This is a genomic window from Methylorubrum sp. B1-46 (genome assembly GCF_021117295.1).
Classification (GTDB): Bacteria; Pseudomonadota; Alphaproteobacteria; order Rhizobiales; family Beijerinckiaceae; genus Methylobacterium.
The window spans coordinates 4,149,253-4,173,317 of record NZ_CP088247.1 but is presented as its reverse complement, the minus strand read 5'-3'; the positions used below and the strand labels follow the sequence as shown (position 1 = coordinate 4,173,317).

The following is a 24,065-nucleotide window of genomic DNA, read 5'->3' as shown; positions in this document are numbered from 1 at the left end:
GGCCTGGATTGGGACGCGCAGAGGGGGTGCGGTGGCGCACGGGCGCCTTCGCCTTTGGGCGGACGCCATCGTTGGCGTGGCATCGATGCCGACGGGAGGCTCGCCGTCTCCCGTTCGACCAACTCAGGGATGGATGTAGGCGAACCCCATGCCCTGCAGCCGCGCCAGTTCGGCGACACCGCTCGGCACCACTTCGTCCTCGGTGACGCCGTAGAGCGTGTTGCGGTCGATCTTCCGCTCGCGCAGGGTATGGCCGCAGACGAGGAACCGAACGCCCATCCCCTTGAGGGCATCGATACGGGCGGCGAGCTCCCTGTCGCTCGCGGCCGACTGGAAGAGCCCGACCCCGTCGCCGTGGCTCACCACGCGGATCTCAACGTGGGTCTTGCCCACGGTCTCGACGTGGTTGCGCAGATTGCCGAGCAGGCGCTTGAAGTAGGCGGCTCCGTCGGGGCCGCCGTCGTTGTGGTAGACCACCTTCTGGTCGGCGTAGTACCCGGCCGGCGCTTCCGGGCCGGCATGGGCGGCCCCTACGCCCAGGGTCGCAAGCACGACCGCGATCATCAGGCTCCTAAAGACCGTCATCGTCCGCCTCCCCGTCATAGGCCGGAGGCTCGGGTGCTTCCGACGCGCTGCGCGATAGGTTGTCGAGCCCCGCATGATCGAGGCCGTCGTCCGGCTTCGGTCCGGAGGATGCGCCGTTCCCGAGGCTGCCCGTCGTCTCCGGCGCTTTTGGCCGTGCGGCGTGGACGGTGCCTCGGGACCCGAGCACCACCACCTTCGTGCCGGTGGGGACGCGCCGGTGCAGGTCGATCACGTCCTGGTTCAGCATGCGGATGCATCCCGAGGACACCGCCTCGCCGATGCTCGATGGTTCCGTCGTGCCGTGGATACGGTACAGCGTGTCCTTGCCGTCCTTGAACAGGTAGAGCGCCCTGGCGCCGAGCGGGTTCCTGTCGCCGCCCGGCATGCCGCCGGCCCAGCGCCCGTTCCGCTCCGGATCACGCCGGAGCATGTCGGGCGTCGGCGTCCAGCGCGGCCAGGACGCCTTGCGGGCAACGGTCGCCTCGCCGGTGAACTCGAATCCGGCCTTGCCCACCCCGACCGCGTAGCGCATCGCCTTGCCGCCCTCCATGACGAGGAAGAGGAAGCGTTTGTATGGATCGACGACGAGGGTGCCGGGCAGCTCCTTTGACGGGTAGTCGACCAACTGGCGGACGTTGCGAGCCTTGAGGTCGCGCGGGTCGACCGCCTCGACCGGGAAGGGTTCGTCCGTGACGGCGGCGTACCGGCGCAAGACCTCCGGGGTGATCTGCGGCCGGGCTTCCGCGACGGGGGCCGGAGCCCCCTGCGAGGTCGAGCAGGCGCCGAGCGCCGAGGCGAGCGCGATCAACGTCGTAAGGCGGAGGGGCCGCGGCATCACGAGCGACCCCGCGCTCGGGCCTGGGCGACTGCCTGCCTGAAGCCGTCGTAATCGAGCGCCGCCGCGACCTTGAGTTGGCCAATCAGGAAGACCGGCGTTCCCTGGAGCCCCAGGGCGTCCGCCTGGTCGAGGTTGCGCTGGAGCAGGGCCGCGATCTCGGCCTGGTGCGCCTTCCGGTCCTCTTCCAGGCGGGCGACGTCGACGCCCGAGGCGGCCACCGCCTCCAGCATCCGCTCCTTCGGGATCTTGCGGCCCGGAATCCCCATGAGCGCGCGGTGCACTTCGTCGTAGCGGCCCTGGTACTTCGCCGCGAGGGCGAGTTGGGCGCCGTAGACGGAGGCGTCGCCGAGGATCGGCCAGTCCTTGTGGACGAGGCGGATGCGCCCGTCCGCCTTCACCAGACGGATGAGGTCGGGCTCGGCCTTCTTGCAGAAGGGGCAGTTGTAATCGAGGAAGGCGACGATGGTCAGGTCGCCCTTCGGGTTGCCCGAGACCGGCACCTCCGGGTCGTTGAGGATGGCGTTGGGGTCGACGCCCTGGGCGAAGGCCTCCTCGATGGGGGGCGCCAGCGACAACAGGGCAGGCGCGAGCGCGACGGCGGGCATAAGGGCGAGCAGGGTCCTGCGGTCCATGGTGGTCTCCGTGAAACTTGGTTTGTCGAAAAGGGGGGCTCAGGCGCCGACGAGGGCGAGGCGGCGCTTCAGGTCCTCGACCGTGAGTTCGCCCTCGGTGCGGGCCTCGCGGACCTCGCCGCCGTCGGGGCGCATCAGGATGAGGGTCGGCGGTCCGACCACCTCGAAGCGCCGCATCAGGGCGCGGGTGGCGTCGTCGTCGCGGGTGACGTCGGCGCGGATGACCGAGACGGCCCTCAGCCTCGCCCGGATGCCGGGGTCAGCCAGGACCGTCCGTTCGTTGGTCTTGCAGACGCTGCACCAGTCGGCGGCGAACTCGACGAGCACCGGCTTGCCCGCGGCACGGGCCGCCGCGAGGGCGGCCTCGAAAGCCGGGACGGAGGAGACAGACCGGCTCTCCTCGACGTGAACCGCTCGCGACGGGCCGAAGCCTGCGAGCGGCCGGAGCGGGTCGGTCCCGCCGCCCGCGGCGCCGACGACGAGGGCGCAGCCGTAGGTCACGGCAACGATACCGGCGACCTTGCTTAGCCGGCCCGCGGCACCCGCCCTGAGGACGTCGAACGCCCCGACGAACACGCCGACGCCGATCGCCAGCGCGCCCCAGAGCACGAGGGAGACCTCGGACGGCACGAGGCGCGAAACCATGGTGATGGCCAACGCGAGGAAGACTACGCCGAAGGCCTGCTTGGCCGCGACCAGCCAAGGGCCTGACTTCGGCAGGATACCCGCCCCGAACGTCCCGAATGCGATCAGCGGCAGGCCCATGCCGAGGCCGAGCGCGAACAGGGCGGCGGCGCCGCGCGCCACGTCGCCGGTCTGGGCGACATAGAGGAGGGCCGCGGCGAGTGGCGGCGTCACGCAGGGCCCGACGATCAGGGCGGAGGTGAAGCCCATGACAGCGGCGGCGCCGAGCGCGCCAAGCTTGCCTCCGTTCAGGCGTGACAGCCGGCCGGCGACGCCGGACGGCAGCGCCAGGTCGAACACGCCGAACATCGACAGGGCCAGGGCGGCGAAGGCTGCGGCGAGCAGTCCAAGCGCGGCGGGAGTCTGGAGTGCGTTTTGAAGGTTGCGCCCGGACCATGCCGCCGCCACGCCGAGCGTCCCGTAGGCCAGCGCCATCGCGATCACGTATGTGCCGGAGAGTACGAAACCTCGTCCGGCCGAGAGCCGCTCCCCGGACCGGGCCAGCATGCCGGCCAGCACCGGGACCATCGGGAGCAGGCACGGGGTGAAGGCCAGGAGCAGGCCGAGCCCGAGGAAGGTCGCCAGGACGCCCGCGAGATGGCCCGAGAGCAGGCCGCTCGCGGGCTCGGCCTGCGCGTCCGTGGCCGGCGTCGCGGCGGTCGCGGTCGCCTGCGGACCTAGCGCGGGGACCTCGATGACCTTGTTGATCGGCGGGTAGCAGATGCCCTTCTCGGCACAGCCCTGATAGGTGACGCGCACCTCGCGCACCCCCGCGAGAGCCGCACCCGGCACGATGGCCTCCGTCGCGCCGTGATAGACTTCCGTCGGCCCGAAGTTGGGGTCATCCTTGGTCTCGCCGAGCTGGGTGCTGACAGGAAGCTCCCTGCCGCTCGCGTCGGTGGCGGCGATCTTGTCACGGTAGAGGTAGGTGCCGGGGGCGATGGTCCATCGCAGGCGCAGCGAGAGGTCTGGGTCGCGAGCCGCATCGACGGTGAAGGGCGTCGGCCGCGCACCGGGCTCGCGGCACTGCCCCGGTGACCACAGCGAGGAGCCGGTCCAGAGCAGGGCAGCGAGGATAAGGTGGGTGAAAACGTTCGGCATGGGCAGGGTCCGGGATCGGATCGGCCCGCCGCGGGTCGGAAACGCAGCTTAAGCCAGGCTTAAGCGGGGCCCGGAGGATGGGGGCCGTAAAGGGAGACACGCATGCGCATCCTCGTCGTCGAGGACGACACCATCCTGTCGGACGGTCTCAGGGCTGGTTTGGGCCTGGGCGGGGCGACGGTCGATTGCGTCGCAACCTGCGCCGACGCCGAGGCGGCGCTCGCCACGAGCGCGTTCTCGGCCATCGTGCTCGACCTGATGCTGCCCGACGGCTCCGGCCTCGACGTGTTGCGGGGGCTTCGCCGCCGGAACGACCGGACGCCGGTCGTCCTGCTGACGGCCCGGGACGCCGTGACCGACCGGATCGCCGGGCTCGACGATGGCGCCGACGACTACCTCGGCAAGCCCTTCGACCTCGACGAGCTCTCCGCCCGCATCCGTGCCGTCGTCCGGAGGGCCTCGGGTCGGGCCGCCGCGCTCCTGGAGCACGGCGGAATTCGGCTCGACCCCGGCAGCCTTGCCGTCACCGTCGACGGTGTGCCGGTCGCCGTCTCCCGGCGCGAGGTCATGGTTCTGGCGGCCCTCATGGAACGACCTAACGTGCTTCGCTCCAAGGTCGAACTGGAGGAGCGGCTCTACGGCTGGCAGGAGGAGGTCGAGAGCAACGCGGTCGAGGTCCACGTGCACAACCTGCGTGCCAAGATCGGCAAGCACGCCATCGAGACGGTCCGAGGTCTCGGATACCGGATGAGGGCACTCGCATGAGGTCGCTACGCGTCAGGCTTTTCGCCATCCTCGTCCTCGCCACCGGCCTGATCTGGCTCAGCGCGGTCGCCTGGATCTATCTCGGCTCGAAGCGCGAGGTGGAGCAGGTCCTCGACAACCGCCTGCAGGAAGCCGCCCGCATGGTCAGTTCCCTGGTGGGTGCGGTTGGGAGCGCTGGCCCGGACGGGGCACCCCGAACCTTCCCGGCCCCGACGGCCTACGAGCGGCAGCTTTCTTGCCAGATCTGGTCGCTCGACGGGCGCATGGTAGCGCGGTCGACCGGGGCCCCGGAGCGCCGCCTGACCGACGCGCCGGCCGGCTTCTCGCAGCGCGAGGTCGACGGCGAGACCTGGCGGGTGTTCACCGTGGAGGATGCCGAGAGAGGTGTGCGGGTCATGGTGGGTGATCGTCTTGGCCTCCGCGAGCGCCTCGTCACTGACCTCATCATGGGCCTGGTCACACCCGCCATCCTGATGGTTCCGTTGCTCGGCATGCTGATCTGGGCGAGCCTCGGTCGGGGCTTGCGTCCCTTGCGGCTGATGGCGCGGGACCTCGCGGGTCGCGGCGCCGACGACATGAGTGCGATCGACACAAATCGGACGCCGGCGGAGGTGCGTCCCCTGGCAGACGCCCTGAACGGGCTGTTCCTCAAGGTCGAATCGGCCCGCCGGCACGAACGGGAAGTGACGGCCTTCGCCGCGCATGAACTGCGAACACCGCTCGCCGGCCTCAAGGTCCAGGCCCAGGTCGCCATGGCCGCCACCGACCCGGACGTGGCGAAGGCGGCGCTGAGACAGATCCTTGCGGCCGTCGACCGGACCACGCGCCTCGTCCGCCAGTTGCTCGACGCCGCCCAGCTCGATGCCGCAGGGGAGGCGCCCTCCCTGGCGGAGGTCGACGTCGGCGCACTGGTGACGGAGACCGTGGAGGGGATGCGGACGCCTCCCGGGGTCCGGACCCAAATCGATCCGGGGCTACGGGGCTACACGCTGCTGGCCGACCCGGAAGGCCTGCGCCTCGCAGTCCGAAATCTGCACGAGAACGCCGTGCAGCACATGGTGACCGGCACGGTGGCTTGGGGCGCGCGGCCGCATGGCGAGGGCATCGTCGTTCGCGACGAGGGACCGGGCATTCCGGAGGAGGAACTGCCCCACGTCACGACACGGTTCTTCCGTGGGCGACACAAGAGCGAGACGGGTAGCGGTCTCGGCCTCGCCATCGCCGAGATGGCGTCCCGCCGGAGTGGCCTGAGCCTGCGGCTGCGCAACCGGACGGATCGCCCGGGGCTTGAGGCGGAGATCCTCCCGGGCTGAGACCGGTCAGCCGAGCTCCGGGCAGAAGATGTCCTTGAGGGTCGCCAGCACCCGCGCGGCCCTGGGGTCCTCAAGGCGGTAGTGGATCGTCTGGCTCTCGCGCCGGAACGCGACCAACCCATCCTCGCGCAGCTTGGCGAGGTGCTGCGACAGGGCCGATTGGCTGAGCTCGACCTCCCCGGCGAGGCTGGTCACGTCCATCTCGCCGCGGGCGACCAGCAGGCACAGGATGAGCAACCGCTTCTCGTTGGCGAGGAGGCGGAGCAGGCGGGCCGCGTCGGCGGCCTTGTCCTGCAGGCGCATCAGGTCGGTCGGAGTCGCTACGTCCATCGGTCCGTATCCCAGAATGTCAGCCTTATCTTATTTAGGCGATCCTAATATAAAATCAGGGGCTGTGCTCCTTCTTTGCCCACTCCGCGGCTTCGCCCAGGAGGTCATCAAAGGCTTTTCCTGGTGCCGCCTTGCTGCCATCGTCCCCGAGGTAATCGGGCGCAGGCGCGGAAGGAGTGATCTGCGTCGGTCGCAAAGGCCAAGGGCCGCCATTGTATTGGCGGCCCCCTTTTGCTCTGGATTGCTCCGGTGCGGTACTAAGGGGTGGGAAAGCGGAGATATTGCGTCGGCCATTTGATTGGCCCCCCCGAGGTGGTCCAAGTTCAAAGTTAGTGCAGGGTCGGTCTCTCCTCCATGGGTAGCGTGGCTGGCGGAGCCGGTCTGGTGAGCGCAGCCGGCCAAGCGGTGAAGGCGGGCATGAACACCTCTGGGGCCGGCGGTCGATAGCCAAGCGAGGCGTGCGGACGCACGCCGTTGTAGTGTCGCCGCCAACTCTCGATCACGATCTGCGCCTCCTTGAGCGTGTAGAAGATTTCGCCGTTCAGAAGTTCATCTCTCAAACGAGCGTTGAAGCTCTCGACGTAGCCGTTCTCCCACGGCGAGCCCGGTGCGATGTAGGCTGTTTGGGTGCCGACGCCGGTGATCCAGGCCCGCACCGACTTGGCGACGAACTCCGGACCATTGTCTGAGCGGATGTGGCCGGGCACGCCGCGCAGGATGAACAGGTCGGACAGCACGTCGATGACGTCCGCCGCCTTGAGCTTGCGCGCGACGCGGATCGCCAGGCACTCGCGAGTGAACTCATCGACCACGTTGAGCATCCGGAACTTGCGCCCCTCGTGCGTGCGTGCCTCGACGAAGTCGTAAGACCAGACGTGATCACGGTGCTCCGCCCGCAATCGCAGGCACGAGCCGGCGCCGCCCCAGATGCGGCCGCGCTTGGGCTGTTTGGCCGGGACCTTCAGGCCTTCGCGCCGCCAGATGCGTTCGACGCGCTTGTCGTTGACCAGCCAGCCGGCCGCCTTCAGCAAGGCGCTGATCTTCCGATAGCCGTAGCGGCCGTACCGCTCCGCCAACGCAACGAGATCGGCTGTCAGAGTGGCCTCGTCATCTCTGCCCCGCGGCACCTTGCGCTGCGTCGAGCGGTGCTGTCCGAGCGCCCGGCAGGCCCGGCGCTCGGACACCTTCATCGTCTGAACGATGTGCTCGACACACGCACGTCGGCGCGCGGGGCTCAGAAGTTTCCCCGAGCCGCCTCCTGCAGGATCAGCTTGTCGAGCGTCAGGTCGGCAATTGCCTTGCGCAGCCGCTGGTTTTCGACTTCCAGCTCCTTCATCCGGCGTACCTGATCCGTCTTCAGGCCTCCGAACTCACGCCGCCAGCGATAGTACGTCACCTCGCTCACGCCGATCGAGCGGATCGCGTCCGCCACGCTCTGTCCCTGCGAGACCAGCACGTCCGCCTGCCGCAGCTTGGCAACAATCTCCTCGGGCTTGGGTCGCTTTGCCATCTCGTCCGTCCTCCTGGCACAAAAGCCATACTTCAGGGCGGACCACTTCAATGGGGGCTGGCCAATAGGCGGCGGCAAAACGGGTCGACATGAATAGGAATCCTCGCGTCGGGAAGTCCGGACGGCGCCGATAGCGGGCGCATTCCGGGCGTCGCGCGCCTCAGGCGCGCCCTACTTCACGCGAGGGTTCGTGGGGGCTCGGGCAGGGCCTCGGGGTCGACGCCTGAACGGGCATCGACGTCGTGCGGGATCAGCACGACGTTCCCAGACAGGGGCCTGGAAAGCGACGCGGCGCCGGCGACGACGCCGGACGGGCAGCATACCATCGTCCCGCAGCATGAGCCCCTGCAGCCGACAGGGCAGCATCTCCCACCGGCATCGTCAGCCTGCAGCGAAGACAGCGGCTCGGCTGCCGGGGATTGTCCGTCGAGCGCAAGCCGGGTTTCGGCAGGGCCACCGACGATGCGGGACGGGAGGGTAATCGGCCTCGTCGCGACGGGAGGCGCTGCGTTCGCCTGAGTCGTTGATTGATGACGACCGTGGTGGGCATGGCCGTCGTGGGCTTGGACGGCAGACGGCGCGACGTAGGCGATGATCGCGAGGATCACCACCGCCGTCAGGCGCATGATTTGCCGGTCGAGGCTCATGAGGTCTGGCTTACACCGATTTCGGTGGCGGGACCATGTCCGCATGTGAAACGAAAATGGGGGGATGAAGGTTTGGTTGCCGCTGCGGCATTTCAAGCTGCCGCGAGCAGCGGCTCAGCCGGATCCGCGGCCACGGACACGAGATCGGCCCGCAAATTGATCCCGACTTGAGCGCACGGCTCGATGGCTTGGATGGTGCAGGTGATGGGCTTGGTGCAGCCGCCGCATCCGATCTTGTAACGGAACAGGACGCGCTTTCTTTGATGACGTGCCGCGGGTAGTGGGGCTTCCCGATTTGGGAGGGTCGGGGCGTGATGGTTGTTCTTGTGCGAACAAACCAAAATCGCGCATAAGAACCTCGATGGGTGTCGGCGGTTGGCATAGGCGTTGTGCCGTGTTGCAGGAGTGGTGCGCATTCGGTGCCCGCGCGCTCTTGCTTGCCCTGGCCATGTTCATCGTTTCGACCGTTGCGGGCTCCGGCGACGATCTTGCTGATCATGGCGGCCGCTACCAAAACGCAATCGGTGTGGGGACGCTAGTCACGCCCATGCCCACCGAGGCCGGCAATCCGGGTTTGGCCTGCCGCCTCCTTTGTGGCTGCCATCAGGTGGCCCCTCTCCAAGTCTCCTCCCACGTCACGCCGTCGACGGAGTTCGCCGGCCTGGGCTTTTCCTGGGTGGCCGAGGTTCCGACCTCCGTCACTCCCGACCGACTGGCGAGACCGCCCCGCGCGTAAGGTGACGCCGCGCTCCCAAGAGCGCGTTCGCCCGGCCCACATCTCGGCGCCGGTTCGTCCATCACCTGATCCAACGGGAACGACCGTGACCGCCCAAGCAGGCCGTCCGGCGTCCTTGTCGAGCGGCCCCCATGCGCCTCCTCCTGTTCGCGGTCCTCCTGGCCACCGGCATCGCCATAGGCGCAGCCGTCCCCGCCGTCGCCCGCTTCGTCAGGGACAATCTGGCCGCCGCCGGGCTGCCGAAAGACCTGTTCACCATCACCGTGCCACCCATCACCGCCAACCACGAACCCTCGAAGGCTGGGACGCCGCCCGACGGAGATGACGACGTCAAGAAGCCGGGAACCCCCAAGGCCACGAACGGCCACGAGATCGGGAAGCACGGGTACGAGCCGGGCGAGGAGCACCCCGAGAAGGGCGCAATCCGGATGGGACCCGAGGAGGTGGCGGCGCTCAACATCTCGGTCGTGAAAGTCGAGGGCGGCACGCTCGCCCGGCACCTCCTGGTACCCGGCGCCATCACCCCCGACACCGACCGGATCGCGCGCGTCCCGGCCCGGGTCGTGGGTACCGTCACGGAGATGCGCAAGCGCCTCGGCGACCGGGTTGCCAAGGACGAGATCGTCGCCGTCCTCGAAAGCCGTGACGTCGCCGACGCCAAGAGCGAGTACCTCATCGCCTCGGTACGCGCCGAGCTGGAGAAGACCAACTTCGACCGGCAGCAGGCGCTCTGGGACAAGCGCATCTCGTCGGAGCAGGTCTACCTGCGGACCAGGGCAACCTACACGGAAGCCACCTTGCGCGTCGACCTCGCCAGCCAGAAGCTGTCCGCCCTCGGGCTGAGCGCGACCGATGTCGCAGCCGCACAGAAACGAGAAGGTGCCACCCTGAACCAATCCACCCTGCGCCGGTACGAGCTCCGCTCGTCGCTCGCCGGCCGGGTCGTCGAGCGCAAGGTCGAGGTCGGGACGACGGTCGGCGGCAAGGGCGACCCCGCCGACATCTACACCGTCGCCGACCTCTCGACCGTATGGATCGAGCTGTCGGTGCCGACACACGAGCTCGCCATGGTTCGGGAGGGCGCACCCGTAGCTGTCACCCATGCCCATGAGGCCGGCGGCCGCCATGCCGACGGCAAGGTCGTCTTCGTCAGCCCGTTCTTGAACCCGGACACCCGCTCGGCGCGGGTCATCGTCGCCCTGCCGAACCCTGACCTTGCATGGCGCCCCGGCGCCTTCGTCACTGCCGGGGTGGAGATCGCGAACGACGCGGTCGAGGTGCACGTCCCGAAGGCCGCCCTGCAGACGGTCGGGGGCGAGCGCGTCGTTTTCGTGCGCACTGAGGAGGGCTTCGAGAAGCGGGAGGTCGAGCTCGGACGCTCGGACGACGATTCCTACGAGGTCGTCTCCGGACTGAAGTCGGGCGCCACCATCGCGGTTGCCAACTCCTTCATCCTCAAGGCCGAGCTCCGCAAATCCGAAGCGGGCGACGACTGAGGGCGACCGGACCTGATCTCCCGTATCCTCGCCTTCCCCGTTCGACAGGGCTGGCTCGACTTCGTGCCCGATATCAACAGCAACCAGGTGCTGTTCAACACCGTCGCGCCCACGCTCTCGCCCTTCGATATCGAGAAGCAGGTGACCTGACCGGTCGAGACCACGCTCGCCGGCATCAAGGGTTCGGAATACATCCGTTTGCGTTCGCGTAACGACTTCTCCCAGGTCACGGCGGTCTTCGCCGACGAGGTCAAGGTCTACTTCGCCCGCCGCCAGTTGGTGGAGCGCCTAGGCGAGGCGCGCGAGGGGCGGCCGTCCGAATTCCAGCCTCATATGGGGCCGATCATGACCGGCCTCGACGAGATATTCATGTGGACCGTGCGCTACACGGCGCCCGACGCGTGGAAGGCGTCGTGTTTAGGCGAACCGGGCTGGCAATCGGACGACAGATACCTGACACCTGAGGGACTGGGGCTGAGGACGGAGCTGGAGAAGGCCGCCTACCTGCGGACCTTCCAGGAATGGATCGTCCGGCCGCAGATCAAGACCGTGCCGGGCGTGGCCAGGGTCGAGGGCAAGATGTTCGAGCCGATGGCGCCGACCGTCATCATCGCGCTCGTTGCCGCCTTCGTCCTGTCGCTGACCTTCGTGCCGGCGCTGATCGCCATCCTGAAGGACGCCATGACCGCGCTTGTTGCCCTCGCTCGGGTTCGTCCCGGTGACGCTGGCGGCGGGGACCGGCACGGAGGTCCAGAAGCCGCTCGCGACCGTGTTCATCCGCGGCTTGATCAGCGCCACCATGCTGACCCTGGTCGTACTTCCGGCCCTCTATGCGCGCTTCGGCGGCGCCCGCGCCACGGCGCCGGTCAGCCATGACGAGGACGACGGTGGCGCCGCTCTGTTCCGGCAGGTCGCCGAACAGTATCCGTGAGCACCACGCGAACCAGCGGCAGTCCTATCAGGATCGCGGACCTCGCATTGCAAGCTTGACAGACTTCAAGAGCAACGAGACCACTCAGAAATGACGACCTTCCTCGCCTATGCGGGCGCGGCCCTCGCCGAAATCGTTGGATGCTTCGCGTTCTGGGCCTGGCTGCGCCTGGACAGATCACCCCTCTGGTTGCTCCCCGGCATGGCATCGCTTGCGCTCTTCGCCTACCTGCTTACCTTAGTCGAGAGCGAGGCGGCAGGCAGGGCTTATGCGGCCTACGGAGGCATCTACATCGTGGCGGCCATCCTCTGGCTATGGGGTGCGGAAGGCTACCGTCCGGACCGATGGGACGTTACGGGCGGTGCGATCTGCCTCGTCGGCATGACGGTGATCCTGTTCGGCCCACGCCCCTGAGGCCCTCGCGGCGATGCGCGCGGCTTACCCAGGATAGTGCCGAATCTTGTTCTTCAACAAGGGTCGGCTCACGCTCGTGGCAGCCTGCAGTCGCATGCTCAACAGCACGCCTGCGGAGGACCATGCCTCAACCGATCCGCCCAAGCACGGGGAAGGCCTCCACGAGGAGGGAAGCCACGGCGCTCATGCGGTCGGTCACCATCAGCAGCCCCATCGCCACCATCACGCCCCCGCCGACGAGCTGAAGCGCACGACCGAACCAGCGTAGGGTCCGAAGGCGCGCGACGAAGCCTGACAGGAAAAGGGCCGCCGCCACGAACGGCACGCCAAGCCCGAGCGAGTAGACGGTGAGCAGGGCGACGCCCTTGCCCGCGGCCGAGGAGGCCGTGACTGCCAGGATGGCACCGAGGACGGGACCGATGCATGGGGTCCATCCGAAGGCGAAGGCCGTTCCGAGGAGATAGGCGGCGACGGGCCCCTGACCCGGCGGATCGCCGTGCCAGCGCAGCTCACGCTGCAGCCAGGCGGGCCGCAGCAGACCGGCCGTGAACAGGCCGAACAGGATCACCAGCAAGCCCGAGGCGAGGTTCAGCGCCTCGCGATGGGCGAGCAGGGCGAAGCCGAGCGCGCTCGCCCCCGCGCCGAACGCGACGAAGACGGTCGTGAACCCGAGCACGAAGCAAAGGCTCAGGCCGAGCGTGCGCAGGCTGTCGCGCTCGCCGGCGGCCGACTGCCCCGCGACGTACGACACGTAGCCCGGAACGAGGGGCAGCACGCAGGGCGATAGGAACGACACGGCGCCGGCCGCGAAGGCCGCCAGGAAGCCCACGCTTGAGGCGTCGATGGCCATCGGTTCAGCCCCGGCGGAATGATGGACGCAGGATCGTCACTCCTGACCGGCCCCGGCCGCGGCGAAGATCTTGAGAAGGCGTTGGCGCTCCGCCTCGGTCCCGCCGGGCCCCGCCGGCTTGAGCGCCGCCGCACCCCGGACCGGCTCCCGCTTGCCGGCGAGAGCAACCGGGCCCGCGGCCGGCACGGCGACCTCACGCGGCCCTGCGGCCAGAGCCTCGGGGCGGCTCACCTCGCCGAGACCGCCTCCGGCCGCGACCATGGTCTCTCGGAACGACCGGTGCTGGCCGCCGTCCTCGTACACCAGCCGGACGGCGGGCGTCCCGCTCGCCACGAGGGCGGCGACCTGCCGCTCGTCATCCGCCTGCCTCCGCGCGACCGCGCCAGCGGTGGCCTCGTCGCCGGCATCGAACACGTATCGGCCATCGGCGACGCCGACGCCCTGCTCGGCCCCCGTGACCTCGAACCGGTCGGACCCCTCCTTGAGGTTCCTCCAGAACGCGATGTTCGGGTCCTGGCGATGCCGGGCCAAGTTCTCCGGCGTCATGCGGAACGGGTAGGACTGGAACTGGACGGCGCGCTGGCCGCCCGCGAAGGCCTCCCGCACCACGGCATAGAGTTCCGAGATCACCTCGTCCGTCATCGCGAAGCAGCCCCGCGACGAGCACGAGCCGTGCACCATCAGGTGCGCGCCGGTGCGTCCCAGGGAGCGGTCGTACTCGTTCGGGTACCCGAGATTGAACGAGAGATAGAGGCTCGAATTCGGGTTCATGGACGCGGGCGTCACCGCGTAGAAGCCCTCCGGCGCCTGCCGGTCCCCCTCCCGGGTCTTGGGCCCCAGCTGACCCGACCAGCGGCACATCGCGTAGGTCTTCAGGAGGGCGTACTTGCCGTCCGTGCCGCGCTTCCAGAGCTCGATCTCGGACTCCTTCTTGTAGGCCCGCATCAGGATCGGATCCGCCGGCGAGACACCCTTGGCCGACATCAGGGCCAGGGTCGCCGGCGGGATCGGCGCGAGGTGGCGCGTCGAGGCCGCGTACTGGCCGTCCTGGCAGGCGGACAGCGCCAGGAGGAGGGCCAGACCGAGCGTTGTCGTCTTCAGCATGTCGGCCTCGCCGAGGTCGGCCTCCGAGCCTGGGCTCGAAGGGTTGATGACAGGTTGCCGTGGCTGCGGTTCGGCGGAAGCGGGCCGCTTACGGGATCGGATCCCCGGCGCTGCGATGCCTCCGCCGCAGGGGAAGTCCGTCGAGGAGCAGCAGCACCACGCCTGTCGAGATCCAGACGTCCGCCAAATTGAAGGTGAACCAGCGGATGCCGCCGGTGTGCAGGTCGAGGTAGTCCGTGACGACGCCGTCCATGAGCCGGTCGACGAAGTTGCCGGCGGCCCCGCCCGCTATCGCGGCGAGCCCGAGGCGTTCGAGCCCGCCGCCCGCGGCCAGGGCCCAGCCGGCCACGAGGCAGGTGAGCGTGCCCTGGATGGCGAGGAGCAGTGCCAGGGAGGACGGGTCGTGCGCCGGGAACAGGCTGAAGCTGATGCCGTAGTTGAATGACAGGCTCAGGTCGACGAAGGGCAGTGCGCCCCTGACGGCGCCTTCCTCCAGCCACGCCTCGGCCACCGCCTTGGCGACGAGGTCTATGGCCGCGGCGGCCCCCGCCACCCCGGCCACGGTCGCCGCCCGGCCGGCCCACCCTGACAGGGAGATCATCAGGCCCTCAGGAGACGGAGCGCGTTGGCCGTCACCAGGACGGTCGCGCCGGTGTCGGCCAGGATGGCCGGCCAGAGGCCGGTGATGCCTGCGACGGTCGTCATTAGGAACACGGCCTTCAGGCCGAGGGCGATCGCGACGTTCTGGCGGATATTGCCCAGGGTCGCCCGAGAGAGGGAGACCAGCGCCGCCACGTCGCCCACCCGGTCGTTCAGCACCGCCGCGTCCGCCGTTTCCAGGGCCGCGTCGGTGCCGCCGCCCATCGCGATGCCGACGCTGGCGGCGGCGAGCGCCGGCGCGTCGTTAATGCCGTCGCCGACCATCGCCACCGGAGCCGCCGCCTTCAGGGCCGCGATCTCGGCGAGCTTGTCCTGGGGCAGGAGCTCGGCCTTCACGTCGAGCCCGAGTTCGGACGCGACCGCCTCGCCCGTGCGCCGGTTGTCGCCGGTCAGCATCACGCTGCGGACGCCGAGCTTCCGCAGGGCCGAGATGCCGGCCGCCGCGTCGGCGCGGGGCTCGTCCCGGACCGAGATGGCGCCCAAGGCCTCGGCGCCGCGGACGACGATGACCACCGTCTTGCCGCCGGCTTCCAGGTCCGCGACCGCGCGCTCGGCCTCGGGGCCGAGCCGCGCGCTCTCGGCGGCGTGGCGTGGGGAGGCGACGAGCACCGTCTGACCCATCACCGTGGCCGACACCGCCTTGCCGGGGATGGCGCGGGCGTCCCGCGTCGGGCGCAGCGGCACCCCGTCCGCGCTCGCCCGGTCGAGGATGGCCCGGGCGATGGGGTGGCCGCTTCCGCTCTCGACCGCGGCAGCCAACCCGAGAAGCGAGCGCTCCGACGCGTCCGGGGCGAAGACCAGGATGTCCGAGACCCGCGGCCGTCCGGCGGTCAGCGTCCCGGTCTTGTCGAACGCGACCGTGTGCACCCGCCCGATGACCTCCAGTGCGGCGCCGCCCTTGACGAGCAGCCCGCGTCGCGCACCGGCGGCCAGTCCGGAGGCGATGGCCGCGGGGGTCGAGAGCACCAGCGCGCAGGGGCAGGCGATGAGGAGGAGCGCCAGGCCCCGGTAGATCCAGGTGCCCCAATCGGCGCCGAGCAGCGGCGGCACGACCGCAACGGCGGCCGCGAACGCGAACGCGATGGGCGTGTAGACCGCGCTGAACCGGTCGATGAAGCGCGCCGTGGGCGACTTCGACGCCTGCGCCTCCTCGACGAGGTGCAGGATGCGGGCGACTGTGTTGTCGGCCGCCGTCTTTGTGACCCGGACCTGGAGCGCGCCATCGGCGTTGACGCTGCCGGCGTAGACCGGGTCGCCGACCTCCTTGGGCTTCGGGACCGATTCGCCAGTGATGGGGGACTCGTCCAGGCTCGACGCGCCGTCGGTGATCACCCCGTCGGCAGGCACACGGTCGCCCGGCCTCACGACCACGACTTGCCCGATGGCCAGCGACGCAGCGGCCACCTCGCGGATGGTGCCATTGGCCTCGTCGACGAGGCGGGCGGTCTTCGGCACCAGGGCGGCGAGCGCCTTGATGCCGGCACGCGCCCGGCCCGCCGCCACGACCTCCAGCATCTCGCCGACCGTGAAGAGCAGCACGACGATGGCGGCCTCCTCGGCGGCGTGGATGGCGAGCGCCCCCGCGGTGGCGACCGACATCAGCATCTCGATGGAGAAGGGCGTGCCGGCCAACGCCGCCACGGCCGCGCGGCGGCCGTAATAGGCGAGCCCGACGAGCGCCCCTGGCCAGTAGGCGTACTCGCCCGCCAGGCCCGGCGCGATCCGCTCGACCAGGAAGCCGGCGGCGAACAGGGCGCCGATCAGGATGCCCAGCCGCGCCTTCCGGCTCCGCCAGAGCGGCGGCTCAGGCTCCTCCGCGGTCCCGGCGGGCGGGGCGCCGCCCGAGGCTTGGGCCATGGCTAAGTCCGCGGCCGTGGGGAGCAGCGCGACGCCGTAGCCCAGGCGCTCGATACGCCCCTCCAATTCGGTCCTCGGCGTCGCAGCCTCATCGAGCGCGAGGTCGAGGACTTGGCTGCCGTAGTTCACGCGCACGTCCGCGACGCCCGGCAGCCGGGAGACGGCGGTCTCGATCTTCCCGGCGCAGGTCGGGCAGTCCATGCCCTTGACCCTGTAGCGCAGGGCCTGCGGACCGTTCGTGGGGAAGGATGTGCGGTCCGCGCCGGCGGCCTGGCTCATGGTGCGCTCCGTTCGCCGGGCTCCTGGTCCGGACTGGGAAGGCCCCCTACATGCACCCTGTAGTCACTACAGGGTCAAGGCCGTGCGGAGCGCTTCTTCCATGACCATCGGCAGCCTCGCGGAGGCCACGCAGACCCGTGTCGAAACGGTCCGGTGGTACGAGAAGGTCGGGTTGCTGCCCCCGCCGGCGCGGTCGAGCGGCAACTACCGGCTCTACGGGCCCGAACACCTGCGCCGGCTGAGCTTCATCCGCCGCGGTCGCGCCCTCGGCTTCACCGTGGAGCAGATCCGGGACCTGCTCGCCTTGGCGGACGACCGGGATCGCTCCTGCGGCGAGGTCGACACCATCGCCCGCGCCCATCTCGCCCACGTGGAGCGCAAGCTGGCCGACCTGACCCGGCTCGCCTCGGAACTCCGCGAGGTCATCGGCCAGTGCGGCTGCGGGTCGGTCTCCGACTGCCGCATCATCGAGGCGCTATCGCCGTTGGGTGAACCCGCGTGAGCGATCTGGGCGCGGGGGTCAGCGAGCGACGTAGGGCATCATCAGCACTCGGCTCTCGAACAGCCCCTTGGCCGCGAACCCGCAGCACGCGACGGCGAGGACAGCGACCGTGATCGCGACGAAGGCTCGGCGCGCGGCGGTCCGGACGTGCGGCCTGATGCGACGGCGGCGGCCCGCGTTCCTCTGGCCCCAGGAATGGCGTTCCACGCGAACCGCCCCGTTCCGCCCGACGAGCATCGCAGGCTTGCCACCGCGACCTTAAGAGGCCCGGGGATAACATGCCGGCGGCCAAAGCCCGAAGGGCCGGCGCGGTCAACTCGCGAGAGACAAAAAGACAGTACTACGCGAGGCGAACTCAGGATAGAACAGCCTCGGAAACCAAGAAGCCCACAGGTTGGAACCTGTGGGCTTCACACGGGCCGGAACCCATGGGTTGCTGACGGCGCACCGTTCAGCGTTGACGGATCGGATATGAGTGCATGGAGCTGGATAGTCAAGCGGGAAAATCCAGGATCCGGGCTGCACTCTACATCGATGGCTTCAATTTGTATCATTCCGTCAATGATTTAGGAGAGCCCTTTCTGAAGTGGTGCAACTTCTGGAAGCTGGGGGAGTCGATCATCTCGCGCCAGTCGGAGGAGCTCGTTCGCGTCGTGTTCTGCACGGCCTATTACCCGGGCGATCACAGCAAGAAAATCCGCCACGAGCGCCTGGTCCGCGCCCTCAAACTGGTCGGCGTTGAGACCGTCCTCGGCCACTTCAGCCATGAAGACGCCAAGTGCCGGGACTGTGGCTCCACTTGGCAGAAGCCGACCGAGAAGGCGACGGACATCAATCTCGCGCTTAGCGTCTATGACGACGCAGTACAGGACGTCATGGATACTGCATATCTCCTGACCGCCGATACGGACCAGGCGGCGACAGCCAAGCTGTTCGCCAAGCGCTTTCCCGGCAAGAAGCTCGTCAGCGTCAGCCCCCCGGGCCGGACCCACTCGCAGCACATCCTGTCGCACACCCCGCACAAGATCGCGCTTAACCGGGAGCATATCGAGAGGGCGCTGTTCCCGGGGCTCGTCACCGCGGAGGGGCAGGCCTCCGTCATGCGCCCGCACGAGTACGACCCGCCGGCCGGCTACGTGATGTGGGACCAGCGTCCGAAGCCCGCGCCCAAGTCGGGGGCGAAGGCGGCCGCGCCGGCGGCGGCGATGCCCGAGCGCTGAATCCGCCGTGGCCTCAGGTTAGTTCCCCGCCGCGGTACCGCGCGAACGTCGACCGACCGTCCTTCCCAAACAGGACGACGTCGTAGGTATCAGGCTGCATGTCCTCGACCTCCATGCCGGGCGAACCGACCGGCATGCCTGGCACGGCCAGACCCATTCCCTCGGGTCGCTCCGCGAGGAGCCGCTTGATCGCCCCGGCCGGGACGTGCCCCTCGATCACGTAGCCGCCGACCTGGGCGGTGTGGCAGGAGGCAAGCTCGCGAGGCACCCCCAGGCGGATCTTGAGCGGGTTCACCGGGCCCTCGGTCACGGTGACGGTGAAGCCGGCCTCGCGCAGGTGGGTGACCCATCTCTCGCAGCAGCCGCAGCTCGGGTCCTTGGTCACCGCGACCATCGGCGGCCCCTCCGCCAAGGCGCCCCGTCCAAGCATCAGCCCCACCGCCAAACCCACGAGCACGGTACGTCTGGATGGCATCGCATCGCTCCTCATCGTCATCTACCGTTCGCTCTCACTCGGCCGCCTGCGGCAGCCGCATCGCCTCACCATCCGTCCCCTCGCGGACCGCGCCGGCCGGGGGCAGGCCCCGCCCCTTCACCAGGGCGTAGACCGCCGGGATGACCACCAGGGTCAGCACGGTCGAGGAGACCATCCCGCCGATCATCGGCACCGCGATGCGCTGCATGACCTCGGAGCCTGAACCGGTACTCCAGAGGATGGGCAGCAGGCCCGCCATGATGGCGACGACCGTCATCATCTTGGGCCGGACCCGCTCGACCGCGCCGACCATGATGGCCCGGCGCAGGTCCGGGCGCGCGAGCGGGCGTCCCTCGCGCTCGCACTGGGCGCGGACCTCGTCGAGGGCGTGGTCGAGGTAGACCAGCATGATCACCCCGGTCTCGGCAGCGACGCCAGCCAGGGCGATGAAGCCGACCGCCACAGCGACCGACAGGTTGAAGCCCATCCACCAGAGCAGCCACACCCCGCCGACCAGGGCAAAAGGCAGCGACAGCATCACGATGAGTGTCTCGGTCAGGCGCCGGAAGTTCAGGTAGAGCAGCAGGAACACGATCAGCAGCGTCAGCGGCACCACGACCGCGAGGCGCGCCTCCGCACGCTCCAGGTACTCGTACTGTCCGCTCCACTGCAGGGTCGTGCCCTGGGGAAGCCGCACCGCGTCTGCCACCGCCTTGCGCGCCTCGGCGACGTAGCCGCCGAGGTCTCGCCCGGCGATGTCGACGAAGAGGTAGACCGCGAGATGCCCGTTCTCGGTGCGGATCGAGGTCGGCCCTCGGGTGAGCTCGACCTTCGCCACCTCACCGAGCGGCACCGTGCCGCCGGTCGGCAGCGGCACCTGGACCTCTGTCGCGATGGCCCTTGGGTCCGAGCGGAAGGCGCGCGGGTAGCGCACATTGACGGTGTAGCGCTCGCGGCCCTCGACCGTGTTCGTCACGGACTGCCCACCCAGGGCCGTCGCGACGACGTCCTGCACGTCCCCGACCATCAGGCCGTAGCGCCCGAGCGCTTCGCGGTCCGGCGTGATGTCGAGGAAGTAGCCCCCGATGACCCGCTCGGCATAGGCGCTCGACGTGCCCGGCACGGCCCGCACCACCGTCTCCACCTGGCGGGCGACCCCCTCCATCGCCCTGAGGTTGGTGCCCAGCACCTTCACGCCCACCGGGGTGCGGATGCCCGTCGAGAGCATGTCGATGCGCGCGCGGATCGGCTGCGTCCAGGCATTCGACACACCCGGGAACTGCAGGGCCGCGTCCATCTCCGCCTTGAGGCTCGCGAGCGTCACGCCCGGGCGCCACTCCGCCTTCGGCTTCAAGGCGATGACCGTCTCGAACATCTCCATCGGCGCGGGGTCGGTGGCCGTGTTGGCGCGCCCAGCCTTGCCGTAGACCGAGGCCACCTCGGGGAAGCTCTTGATGATGCGGTCCTGGGTGGCGAGGAGCTCGCCGGCCTTGGTCACCGAGATGCCCGGCAGGGTCGTCGGCATGTAGAGCAGCGTGCCTTCGTCGAGCTCCGGCATGAACTCGGATCCGAGTTGCCGGGCCGGCCAAGCGGTCGCGGCCAGTACGCCGACGGCGAGCAGGATGGTGAGGAGTCGGGCTCGCAGAACGCCGGCGATGAGAGGCAGGTACAGCCAGATGAGGAGCCGGTTCAGCGGGTTGCGGTGCTCCGGGACGATGCGCCCGCGCACGAACAGCACCATCAGGGCCGGCACCAGCGTGACCGAGAGGAGCGCCGCCGCCGCCATGGCGAAGGTCTTGGTGAAGGCGAGCGGCCCGAACAGCCGTCCCTCCTGGCTCTCCAGGGTGAAGATCGGCAGGAAGCTCATCGTGATGACGAGGAGCGAGAAGAACAGGGACGGCCCGACCTCCGCAGCGGCCTCGACGAGGACCTCGACCCGCGGCTTGCCCGGGGGCGCCCGCTCCAGGTGCTTGTGGGCGTTCTCGATCATCACGATGGCGGCGTCGACCATGGTGCCGACCGCGATGGCGATGCCGCCCAGGCTCATGATGTTGGCGCCGATTCCGAGCGCCCTCATGCCGGCGAAGGCCATCAGGATGCCGACCGGCAGCATCAGGATGGCCACGAGCGCGCTGCGCACGTGCAGCAGGAACACGATGCAGACGAGAGAGACGACGATGCTCTCCTCGACCAGCGTGTGGCGCAGGGTGTCGATGGCCGCGTCGATGAGCTGCGAGCGGTCGTAGACCGGCAGGATCTCGGTGCCGGCCGGCAGGCTTTTCGCGACCTCTGCGAGCTTCGCCTTGACGCCCTCGATGACGTTGAGTGCGTTGGCGCCGAAGCGCTGCAGGACGATGCCGCCGGCGACCTCGCCCTCGCCGTTCATCTCGGTGATGCCGCGGCGCTCGTCCGGCCCGAGCTCGACCCGGGCGACGTCCCGGAGCCGCAGCGGCGTGCCGCCCACGGTCTTGAGCACGATGTTCTCGATATCGGCGACGCTCTTCAGGTAACCGCGCCCGCGCACCATGAACTCGAACTCGGACAGCTCGACCGTGCGCCCGCCGACGTCGGCGTTGCTCGACCGGATGGCGTCCCGGAGCTTGTTGAGGCTGATGCCCTGCGCGCGCAGCCGGTTCGGGTCCACGACGACGTTGTACTGCTTCACGAACCCGCCGACGCCCGCGACCTCGGCCACGCCCTCCGCGCGCGAGGCCCCGAACCGGATGACCCAATCCTGCAGCGACCGAAGCTCGGCGAGCGTCCGTTCCTTCGCGACGACGACGTACTGGTAGACCCAGCCCACACCGGTCGCGTCGGGTCCGAGGGTCGGCGTCACGCCGACCGGCAGGCGGCTCGCCGCACCGTTGAGGAACTCCAGCACGCGCGAGCGCGCCCAGTACGGGTCGGTGCCGTCCTCGAAGATGACGTAGACGAAGGACACCCCGAAGAACGAGAAGCCGCGCACCACCTTCGCCTTCGGAACCGTCAGCATGGCGGTCGTGAGGGGGAAGGTGACGACGTCCTCGACGGTCGTCGGACTTTGCCCGGGGTATTCGGTGTAGACGATGGCCTGCACGTCCGAGAGGTCGGGGATGGCGTCGAGCGGCAGGGTCTTGAGCGCCAGGACGCCGGTCGCCACCGCGAACACGGTCCCGATCAGCACCAGGACGAGGTTGCGGGCCGACCAGCCGATCAGGCGGGCGATCACGGCGTGCCTCCCGCGCTCGCCGCCTGCTGGTCATCCTTGGGCGCGGTCATGCCCTGCAGCGCCGCCTTCAGGTTGCTCTCGGCGTCAATCAGGAAGTTCGCCGCGGTAACCACGCGGTCACCGGCCGTGACCCCCTCGCGGATCTCGACGTAGCCCCGGCCGCGGAGGCCGACCGTCACCGGCTTCGGCTCGAAGCGCCCCTCGCCGTGGTCGAGCAGCACGACCTGGCGCTCGCCGGTGTCGATGACCGCGTCGTCGGGCACCGCCACCACTGGCTTGGCGTCGCCTGTCGCGATCTCGACGTCCGCGTACATCGACGGGCGCAGGGCGCCGTCGGGGTTCGGCAGCTCGACGCGCAGGCGGGCGGTCCGGGTCTCCATGTTGAGGTGGGGGTAGATCCGGGTCACCGTCCCGGTGAAGGTCCGGTCCGGGAAGGCCCGCACCCGCACCGTCGCCCTCTGTCCCTCCGCCACCCCGGCGAGGTCGCGCTCGGTCACGTCGGCCAGCACCCAGACGCGCGTGTGGTCGACGATGCGGAACAGGACGTCACCGGACTTGGCCTTCATCCCGTCCGAGACGTTGCGCTCGACCACGACGCCGTCCCGGGGCGAGGACCAGGTGATGGAGGGTGGTACCTTATGGGTGCGCTCGATCTCGTCGATGACCTCCGGCGGGATGGCAAGGTTCTCCAGCCGCCGGCGGCCCCCCTCGTAGCCGATGGAGGTCAGGTACTGGGCCGCGACCGCATTGATCTCGGGCGCGAACAGGCGCAGCAGCGGCTGCCCCTTGTGGACGTGGTCGCCGGTGGTGACCGGCTCGACCTTCTCGATGAAGGCGTCCGTGCGCATGGCGATGACGGAGATGCGGCGCTCGTCCTCCTCGACGCTGCCCGGCGCCCGCACCGGCAGAGACAGGACGCGGCGCTCCGCGAGCTCGGTCCGCACGCCCGTGCGCTGGACCTTGCCCGGCGCCACCTTCACGACGCCGCCCTCGTCCTCGCCCGCGTAGACGGGGATGTAGTCCATCCCCATCGAATCCTTCTTCGGCACAGGCGAGGTGTCGGCCAAGCCCATCGGGTTGCGGTAGTACAGCACTTGCCGGGCGTCGGACGTCGCCGCACCCTGCCCCGAAATGCCGTTCGCGGCCCTGTCGGCGGGCATGGCCTCGCCGTCCTCCGGGTCATCGAATCGCACGTCCTCGCTGGCACGCACGGCCCGGAAGACGCGCCCGTCGGCGGTCAGCATCGGCGCGAGCGAGTAGGCCGGCTTCCCGTCCGGGTCCCGATAGTAGACGACCGGCCCGGTCGCCTTCGCGGGGGACGGGGTGACCGGAGCCGGCTCGCCGGGGGGGCGGTGGGCGAGCCGGCTCCGCGCGCGCTCGACGAGCGCCGGCACGGGATTGCCACCGTGCCCGGCGACGTAGCCGGCGCTCCCTGCCACCAGCGCGGCGAGGGCACCGGCCGTCCAGCCCGCCCGGCTCATTTGACGGCCTGGAAGACGAGCTTGTTCTCGACTGTGCCCGTCTCGCCCTGGACCTTGGCCCCGAGCGACAGGCGCCAGCCTCCCGCCATCGAGAGCTTCGCCCTGAAGCGGTAGACGCCCGGCTCGGTCGAGGGGACCTGCTCGATCTTCGAGACCATCTCCTCCATGCTGTCGGGGGCCATGTCGATGCGCTTGGCGAAGATCACGGCGTCGGTCACCGGCTTGCCGGTGCGCCTGTCGACGAGGCGGACGGACAGGACGGCCTCGCCGACCTTCGCCTCACGCTGCACGAGCTCGAACGCGTAGTCCTTGATGTCGGCGACGGCTGGCCCCGTCAGGGCGGCAGCGAACAGCGCAGCCCAGAGGGCGCGCGAGAAGGATTTCCGGGTCACGTTTGTCGTCTCCTGAATGCGATGGATGGCCACGCGCGGACGCGCGTCACCGTGC

Annotated in this window: 22 protein-coding genes and 1 pseudogene; 7 read left to right on the top strand and 16 right to left on the bottom strand. The window is 69.5% G+C overall.

The genetic code is table 11. The features are described 5' to 3' along the window. Positions 1-123: 123 nt before the first annotated feature. Genes LPC10_RS19455 through dsbD form a run of 4 tightly spaced genes read right to left on the bottom strand, consistent with a single transcriptional unit; the run spans position 124 to position 3,840 of the window. The gene (locus LPC10_RS19455; protein ID WP_003597002.1) at positions 124-585 is read right to left on the bottom strand and encodes a DsrE family protein; all 462 of its coding nucleotides are present in this window, start codon (positions 583-585) and stop codon (positions 124-126) included. After that, positions 572-1,420, bottom strand: coding sequence for a L,D-transpeptidase (locus LPC10_RS19450; protein ID WP_003597001.1), 849 nt, complete (start codon positions 1,418-1,420; stop codon positions 572-574). Before LPC10_RS19450 ends, LPC10_RS19455 begins: the two co-directional genes overlap by 14 nt. After that, positions 1,420-2,055, bottom strand: coding sequence for a DsbA family protein (locus LPC10_RS19445; protein WP_003596999.1), 636 nt, complete (start codon positions 2,053-2,055; stop codon positions 1,420-1,422). Before LPC10_RS19445 ends, LPC10_RS19450 begins: the two co-directional genes overlap by 1 nt. A 39-nt stretch (positions 2,056-2,094) precedes the next feature. Continuing rightward, entirely contained in the window at positions 2,095-3,840 is a 1,746-nt protein-coding gene (dsbD, locus tag LPC10_RS19440; RefSeq protein WP_003596998.1) for a protein-disulfide reductase DsbD, read from the bottom strand. 102 nt (positions 3,841-3,942) lie between these two features. On the opposite strand from dsbD, the gene LPC10_RS19435 reads away from it, so the two are divergent. Together LPC10_RS19435 and LPC10_RS19430 are read left to right on the top strand one after the other, a co-directional pair. Further along, positions 3,943-4,605, top strand: coding sequence for a response regulator (locus tag LPC10_RS19435; RefSeq protein WP_003596996.1), 663 nt, complete (start codon positions 3,943-3,945; stop codon positions 4,603-4,605). Next, positions 4,602-5,918, top strand: coding sequence for an ATP-binding protein (locus LPC10_RS19430; protein ID WP_003596994.1), 1,317 nt, complete (start codon positions 4,602-4,604; stop codon positions 5,916-5,918). The genes LPC10_RS19435 and LPC10_RS19430 overlap by 4 nt, the downstream gene beginning before the upstream one ends. 6 nt (positions 5,919-5,924) lie before the next feature. Here LPC10_RS19430 and LPC10_RS19425 read toward each other — a convergent pair whose 3' ends face one another. From LPC10_RS19425 to LPC10_RS19415, 3 genes are all read right to left on the bottom strand, one after another. Next, the gene (locus LPC10_RS19425; protein WP_003596992.1) at positions 5,925-6,248 is read right to left on the bottom strand and encodes a helix-turn-helix transcriptional regulator; all 324 of its coding nucleotides are present in this window, start codon (positions 6,246-6,248) and stop codon (positions 5,925-5,927) included. 329 nt (positions 6,249-6,577) lie between these two features. After that, positions 6,578-7,758, bottom strand: a protein-coding gene (locus LPC10_RS19420) for an IS3 family transposase (RefSeq protein WP_085987088.1) whose coding sequence is annotated in 2 segments (ribosomal slippage) — positions 6,578-7,497 and positions 7,497-7,758 — 1,182 coding nt in all. Because the reading frame shifts where the segments join, the coding sequence is not laid out codon by codon here. Positions 7,759-7,934: 176 nt separating this feature from the next. Beyond that, entirely contained in the window at positions 7,935-8,405 is a 471-nt protein-coding gene (locus LPC10_RS19415) for a hypothetical protein (protein WP_017484333.1), read from the bottom strand. A gap of 867 nt (positions 8,406-9,272) precedes the next feature. Here LPC10_RS19415 and LPC10_RS19410 point away from each other — a divergent pair. The 3 genes and pseudogenes from LPC10_RS19410 (at position 9,273) to LPC10_RS19400 (ending at position 11,982) form a co-directional block, all read left to right on the top strand. Then, on the top strand, positions 9,273-10,637 hold the full coding sequence (locus tag LPC10_RS19410; protein ID WP_003596971.1) for an efflux RND transporter periplasmic adaptor subunit: 1,365 nt from the start codon (positions 9,273-9,275) through the stop codon (positions 10,635-10,637). 12 nt (positions 10,638-10,649) lie between these two features. Next, positions 10,650-11,568: pseudogene (locus LPC10_RS25725) on the top strand (efflux RND transporter permease subunit). A gap of 90 nt (positions 11,569-11,658) precedes the next feature. Further along, positions 11,659-11,982 carry a YnfA family protein gene (locus LPC10_RS19400; protein WP_003596966.1) on the top strand — a complete coding sequence of 108 codons (324 nt, stop codon included), beginning with the start codon at positions 11,659-11,661 and terminating at the stop codon, positions 11,980-11,982. A 127-nt stretch (positions 11,983-12,109) separates the two neighbouring features. On the opposite strand, the gene LPC10_RS19395 is transcribed toward LPC10_RS19400, so the two are convergent. From LPC10_RS19395 to LPC10_RS19380, 4 genes are all read right to left on the bottom strand, one after another. Continuing rightward, positions 12,110-12,832, bottom strand: a complete 723-nt coding sequence (locus LPC10_RS19395) for a cytochrome c biogenesis CcdA family protein (protein ID WP_003596964.1) — start codon at positions 12,830-12,832, stop codon at positions 12,110-12,112. Positions 12,833-12,868: 36 nt separating this feature from the next. Continuing rightward, entirely contained in the window at positions 12,869-13,936 is a 1,068-nt protein-coding gene (locus LPC10_RS19390; RefSeq protein WP_017484336.1) for a murein L,D-transpeptidase family protein, read from the bottom strand. 88 nt (positions 13,937-14,024) lie between these two features. Next, on the bottom strand, positions 14,025-14,537 hold the full coding sequence (gene lspA / locus LPC10_RS19385; protein WP_012455883.1) for a signal peptidase II: 513 nt from the start codon (positions 14,535-14,537) through the stop codon (positions 14,025-14,027). Then, positions 14,537-16,732: a heavy metal translocating P-type ATPase gene (locus LPC10_RS19380; protein WP_012455882.1), complete on the bottom strand. Its 2,196-nt coding sequence runs from the start codon at positions 16,730-16,732 to the stop codon at positions 14,537-14,539. The genes lspA and LPC10_RS19380 overlap by 1 nt, the downstream gene beginning before the upstream one ends. 100 nt (positions 16,733-16,832) lie before the next feature. Between LPC10_RS19380 and LPC10_RS19375 the strand changes: the two genes are divergently transcribed. Continuing rightward, positions 16,833-17,234, top strand: coding sequence for a helix-turn-helix domain-containing protein (locus LPC10_RS19375; RefSeq protein ID WP_003602894.1), 402 nt, complete (start codon positions 16,833-16,835; stop codon positions 17,232-17,234). An 18-nt stretch (positions 17,235-17,252) separates the two neighbouring features. Here LPC10_RS19375 and LPC10_RS19370 read toward each other — a convergent pair whose 3' ends face one another. After that, positions 17,253-17,441 carry a hypothetical protein gene (locus tag LPC10_RS19370; RefSeq protein ID WP_231343946.1) on the bottom strand — a complete coding sequence of 63 codons (189 nt, stop codon included), beginning with the start codon at positions 17,439-17,441 and terminating at the stop codon, positions 17,253-17,255. Between the two features lie 272 nt (positions 17,442-17,713). Between LPC10_RS19370 and LPC10_RS19365 the strand changes: the two genes are divergently transcribed. Continuing rightward, positions 17,714-18,454 (top strand): NYN domain-containing protein, encoded by a 741-nt coding sequence (locus tag LPC10_RS19365; RefSeq protein ID WP_003602898.1) that lies wholly within the window; start codon positions 17,714-17,716, stop codon positions 18,452-18,454. A gap of 13 nt (positions 18,455-18,467) precedes the next feature. Here the strand turns inward: LPC10_RS19365 and LPC10_RS19360 are convergent, their stop codons facing one another. From LPC10_RS19360 to LPC10_RS19345, 4 genes are read right to left on the bottom strand one after another with little or no spacing between them, the layout of a single operon-like run. Beyond that, a complete protein-coding gene (locus tag LPC10_RS19360) occupies positions 18,468-18,944 on the bottom strand; it encodes a DUF411 domain-containing protein (protein WP_026105495.1) in 477 nt (158 codons plus the stop codon). Positions 18,945-18,963: 19 nt separating this feature from the next. Further along, positions 18,964-22,137: an efflux RND transporter permease subunit gene (locus LPC10_RS19355; protein WP_003602902.1), complete on the bottom strand. Its 3,174-nt coding sequence runs from the start codon at positions 22,135-22,137 to the stop codon at positions 18,964-18,966. Further along, entirely contained in the window at positions 22,134-23,618 is a 1,485-nt protein-coding gene (locus LPC10_RS19350; RefSeq protein WP_003602903.1) for an efflux RND transporter periplasmic adaptor subunit, read from the bottom strand. Before LPC10_RS19350 ends, LPC10_RS19355 begins: the two co-directional genes overlap by 4 nt. Beyond that, a complete protein-coding gene (locus tag LPC10_RS19345; RefSeq protein WP_003602904.1) occupies positions 23,615-24,010 on the bottom strand; it encodes a FixH family protein in 396 nt (131 codons plus the stop codon). The genes LPC10_RS19350 and LPC10_RS19345 overlap by 4 nt, the downstream gene beginning before the upstream one ends. Positions 24,011-24,065 lie beyond the last annotated feature (55 nt).

Bases quoted from the DNA above. Each gene is read 5' to 3' on its own strand.
- LPC10_RS19375 (WP_003602894.1), top strand. From the start codon at position 16,833: ATGACCATCGGCAGCCTCGCGGAGGCCACGCAGACCCGTGTCGAAACG.
- LPC10_RS19445 (WP_003596999.1), bottom strand. From the start codon at position 2,055: ATGGACCGCAGGACCCTGCTCGCCCTTATGCCCGCCGTCGCGCTCGCG.
- LPC10_RS19455 (WP_003597002.1), bottom strand. From the start codon at position 585: ATGACGGTCTTTAGGAGCCTGATGATCGCGGTCGTGCTTGCGACCCTG.
- LPC10_RS19360 (WP_026105495.1), bottom strand. From the start codon at position 18,944: ATGAGGAGCGATGCGATGCCATCCAGACGTACCGTGCTCGTGGGTTTG.
- LPC10_RS19395 (WP_003596964.1), bottom strand. From the start codon at position 12,832: ATGGCCATCGACGCCTCAAGCGTGGGCTTCCTGGCGGCCTTCGCGGCC.
- LPC10_RS19365 (WP_003602898.1), top strand. From the start codon at position 17,714: ATGGAGCTGGATAGTCAAGCGGGAAAATCCAGGATCCGGGCTGCACTC.
- LPC10_RS19450 (WP_003597001.1), bottom strand. From the start codon at position 1,420: ATGCCGCGGCCCCTCCGCCTTACGACGTTGATCGCGCTCGCCTCGGCG.
- LPC10_RS19415 (WP_017484333.1), bottom strand. From the start codon at position 8,405: ATGAGCCTCGACCGGCAAATCATGCGCCTGACGGCGGTGGTGATCCTC.
- dsbD (WP_003596998.1), bottom strand. From the start codon at position 3,840: ATGCCGAACGTTTTCACCCACCTTATCCTCGCTGCCCTGCTCTGGACC.
- LPC10_RS19400 (WP_003596966.1), top strand. From the start codon at position 11,659: ATGACGACCTTCCTCGCCTATGCGGGCGCGGCCCTCGCCGAAATCGTT.
- LPC10_RS19350 (WP_003602903.1), bottom strand. From the start codon at position 23,618: ATGAGCCGGGCGGGCTGGACGGCCGGTGCCCTCGCCGCGCTGGTGGCA.
- LPC10_RS19410 (WP_003596971.1), top strand. From the start codon at position 9,273: ATGCGCCTCCTCCTGTTCGCGGTCCTCCTGGCCACCGGCATCGCCATA.
- LPC10_RS19435 (WP_003596996.1), top strand. From the start codon at position 3,943: ATGCGCATCCTCGTCGTCGAGGACGACACCATCCTGTCGGACGGTCTC.
- lspA (WP_012455883.1), bottom strand. From the start codon at position 14,537: ATGATCTCCCTGTCAGGGTGGGCCGGCCGGGCGGCGACCGTGGCCGGG.
- LPC10_RS19425 (WP_003596992.1), bottom strand. From the start codon at position 6,248: ATGGACGTAGCGACTCCGACCGACCTGATGCGCCTGCAGGACAAGGCC.
- LPC10_RS19390 (WP_017484336.1), bottom strand. From the start codon at position 13,936: ATGCTGAAGACGACAACGCTCGGTCTGGCCCTCCTCCTGGCGCTGTCC.
- LPC10_RS19380 (WP_012455882.1), bottom strand. From the start codon at position 16,732: ATGAGCCAGGCCGCCGGCGCGGACCGCACATCCTTCCCCACGAACGGT.
- LPC10_RS19430 (WP_003596994.1), top strand. From the start codon at position 4,602: ATGAGGTCGCTACGCGTCAGGCTTTTCGCCATCCTCGTCCTCGCCACC.